We start from the raw sequence: 4,129 nt of genomic DNA, 5'->3' as shown, positions 1-4,129 counted from the left end.
ACCGGCCCCGCCACCCCGCTCACCCGCGAGCAGGTCCGCCAGATCCACATCGGACACCAAACCGGCCAGCACACCCAGGCACTCGTCCAGCACCCCGGCGAACACCGGCTCCCGCCGGTACAGCTCCCGCACCAGACCCGGATACTGCTCACCGACACCGGAGAACAGGAACGCGACCTGGCGGCCGTCCGTGGTGTCGACCCGGCCCAGCACGCTCGCCGGCGACTCGCCGGTCAGCGCCGCGGTGGCCGCCTCGACGCCGTCGGCGACGACGACCCGCCGGTGCTCGAACGTCCGGCGCCCGACCTGCAGCGTGTAGGCCAGGTCCAGCAGCCGCGTGTCCGGAGTGGACCGCAGGTACCCGCCGATGCGCTCGCACGCCGCGCCGACCGCGGTGGCGTTGCGGGCCGAGACCGGCAGCACCTGGTAGCGGCGGCAGGCGTCCGGGTCGGCCGGGATCGCCTTGATCCGCTCCGGGGCCTGCTCCAGCACGACGTGCACGTTGGTGCCGCCCATGCCGAGCGAGCTGACGCCCGCCCGCGGCGGCTTGCCGTCCCGCGTCTGCCACGGCGACAGCTCGGTGTTCACGTAGAACGGGCTGTTCTCGAAGTCGATCTTCGGATTGGGCGTGGTGAAGTGCAGCGTCGGCGGGATCGCCTTGTTCGCGAGCGACAGCGAGGTCTTGATCAGACCCGTGACACCTGCCGCGCGGTCCAGGTGACCGACGTTCGTCTTCACCGAGCCCAGCGGGCAGAACTGCTTGTCCGCGGTGTCGCCGAAGGCGCGGGTGAGCGCCGCGACCTCGATCGGGTCGCCGAGCTCGGTCGCGGTGCCGTGGCACTCGACGTAGGAGATGTCGTCACCCGTGACGCCCGCGTCGGCGAGCGCGTCGACGACCACCCGGGACTGACCGACCACGCTCGGCGCGGTGTAGCCGACCTTCAGCGCGCCGTCGTTGTTCATCGCCGAACCGCGGATCACCGACCACACGTGGTCGCCGTCGCGCAGCGCGTCCGACAGCCGCTTGAGCACGACCACGGCCGCGCCGTCGCCGAACATGCTGCCCCGCGCTTCGGCGTCGAACGTCCGCACGTGGCCGTCCGGGGAGGCCATGCCACCCGGCTCGTACGTGTGGCCGATCTTGTCCGGCACGTTGATCGACACGCCGCCGGCCAGCGCCATCTCGCACTCGCCCGCCCGCAGGCTCTGCACGGCCATGTGCGTGGCCACGAGCGAGGTCGAGCAGAACGTCTGCACCGCCACGCTCGGCCCGTACAGGTCGAGCAGGTAGGACACCGTCGTGGTCAGGGCGTCCTTGTCGTTGCCCATGATCACCTCGTAGGTGCTGTAGTCCGCGTTCGTCAGCACCTCGGGGTTGCGCAGCAGGTACGTGCTGATGTTGGCGCCGCCGAACACGCCCACGCGGCCGCGGCCCTCGGGCACGACGTAGCCGGCCTGCTCCAGCGCCTCCCAGCACACCTCGAGGAACATGCGCTGCTGGGGGTCGGTCAGCGCCGCCATCCGTGGGCTGAGCCCGAAGAACGCCGCGTCGAACCCGCCGACCTCCGCCAGCACCGGCCGGGCCGGCACGTAGGTCGGGCCGCTCAGCTCCTCCTTCGACACGCCGGCGGCCAGCAGCTCCTCCTCGCTGAAGAAGCTGATCGACTCGACGCCGTCGCGCAGGTTCGACCAGAACGTGTCCACATCGGACGCACCGGGGAACCGGCCCGCCATGCCGACGACCGCGATCAGCGTCTCGTCGACGTCGGCCTCGGTGCGCTCCGGCCGGGCCACCACCGTGGTGGCAGCTGTGGTCATCCCGGTGTCGGTCGCGCCCTCGCCGTCGAGGATCGCGGCGAGCTTCTGCACGGTCGGCGCCTCGAACAACGCGACCGCGGGCACCGCGACGCCGAACCGCTTCTTGACCAGCGCCAGCATCTGCAGCGCCAGCAGCGAGTTGCCGCCGAGGTCGAAGAACGGGTCCTTGATGCCGACCGGCTCGACGCCGAGCAGGTGCGACCACAGCTCGGCCAGCGACCGCTCGGTCTGGGTGGCCGCCGGGCTGTACGGCTGCGGCAGGTCCGGCCGCGGGAACTTCTCCCCCGTCGTGACCACATCGGACACCGAGACGGCGCGCGGCAGCCGCTCGTCCAGGCCGCCCGCCGCGACCACCAGCCACGGGCCGGGGCCGGCCAGCAGCTGGTCGAACGCGGCCAGCGCCTCCTCGGCGGTCATCGAGTGCTTCACCATGGCCGCGCCGACCTCGACGTGCTCCAGGGTGATCGTCCACGTGTCCCAGCTGGACGAGATCCAGCAGGTCCGGGTCTCGCCGGCGAGGTAGCGGGCGTGGTTGCGGTAGCCGACCGTGGTCAGCGCCGCGTTGGACGCCGCGTACGCGGCGAACGTGATGCCGCCCAGGATCGACGAGGTCGACGACAGCAGCAGGCAGAACTCCGGTGCCAGCTCGTCGGGCAGCTCCGACAGCACGGTCTCGACCACCCGGGCGCCGACGACCTTCGCCCCGAAGTGCAGCTCGATCGCCTCGTCGTCCACGTCGCGCAGGGCGCGGAACGTGTCCGGGTCGGTGACCGCGGCGGCGTGCACGACGCCGTCCAGCCGCCCACCCGCGAGCACGTCGGCGACGACCTGCCGCATGCCGTCCAGATCGGTCGCGTTCACCGCTGGGGTGATCACCTCGACGCCCAGCTCGCGCAGCTTCTCGACGCCGTCGCGGCGCCGGTCGCCCGGCCCGGCCGGCACGCCGCCCCGGCTGGTGAGCACGAGCCGGCCGGCGCCGGCCTTGGCGATGTGCTCGGCCAGGATCAGGCCGACGTCGCCGAGCCCGCCGGTGATCAGGTAGGTGCCGCCCTCGCGGATCGCGAAGGCCGGCTCCTCCGGCAGCTCGGCCGGGGTGAACCCGCGGACGTAGCGGGTGCGGCCGCGGTAGGCGACCAGCACGTCGCTGACGTCATCCGGCCGCCGGATCTCGGCGGCGAGCACCTCGGCGGCGGCCGCCGGGTCGGCGGCCGGGTCCAGGTCCACCGTGGAGCAATCGAGGTTCAGGTACTCGAGGTTCGCGACGACCTGCAGCACGGCGGCGGCGTTGTGCCCGGTCACCGGCGGCGCGCCACCGGCCACCTGGTGCCCGCCGCGGGTGACCAGCACGACGCGGGCGTTGCCGCTGCCGTCGCTGCCCCACGCGTCGAGCAGCGCGGCCACCGGCGGCACGACGGCGCGCCCGTCCGCAGTGCCGTCCGTGTCGGCGGACTCGGCGTGGTCGAGCAGGCGCAGGTCCACCACGGTGGTGAGCCCGTCGGTGGCGAGCCGCCCGACGACCTCGGCGTGCTCGGCGCGGCTGAAGCCCAGCGCGCCGGGCACGACCTCGACCTCGGCGCCGGCCGCGCGCAGCGTCTCGGCGAGCGCGTCGCCCACGCCGCCCGCGTCGGCGAAAACGACACACCGCTCGACGGCGGCGTCGCCGGTGACCGGCTCGTCCGTCCAGTCCGGACGCATGACCTCGACGTGCACCTTGTTCGGGCTGGTGCCGACGGTGCATTCCAGGCCGGAGGGCGCCGGCGCGGGCCGGCCCGAGGCCTCGATCCAGTAGCGCTGCCGCTGGAACGAGTAGGTGGGCAGCGGGATCCGGTTCGGCACGACGGCCGGGTCGACGGTCACCTCGGCGTCGGCGCCCTCATGGCGGTGGTGGTAGGTGGTCCAGTCGAGCTGGACGCCGCACAGCCACAGCCGCGCCAGGCAGTCGGTCAGCGCCGCGTCGTCCGGACGGGTGTCGCTGCCGCCCGGCAGGGTCGACAGGATCAGCGGCCAGCGCGGCGGCGGGCAGCCGGCGCCGCGGATGAGCGCGCCGAGCGACTGGCCGGGCCCGATCTCGACGACCGCCAGCTCCTCGTCGGCCAGCAGCGTGTCGATCGCGGTGGCGAACTGGACGGTCTGGCACATGTGCCGCGCCCAGTTCGCCGGGTTCGTCGCTTGCTCGGTGGTGATCCTCGTGCCCGTGACGTTGGAGATGTACGGGATCTGCGGGGCGTTCAGCGTGACGTTGGCCCGCACCCACTCCGTCAGCTCGTCCCGGACCGGCTCGAGCATCCGCGAGTGGAAGGCGTGCGTCGTC

Annotated in this window: 1 protein-coding gene; it reads right to left on the bottom strand. The window is 73.1% G+C overall.

Annotation, left to right across the window (positions count from 1 at the left end):
• Positions 1-4,129 (bottom strand): SDR family NAD(P)-dependent oxidoreductase (locus VH969_RS20620; protein ID WP_331976644.1); only part of this gene is annotated, 4,129 nt, incomplete at both ends.

The sequence above is a fragment of the Actinophytocola sp. genome (genome assembly GCF_036555685.1).
In the GTDB taxonomy this organism is placed as follows: domain Bacteria; phylum Actinomycetota; class Actinomycetes; order Mycobacteriales; family Pseudonocardiaceae; genus Actinophytocola.
This window is presented reverse-complemented; position numbering and strand designations above follow the sequence as displayed.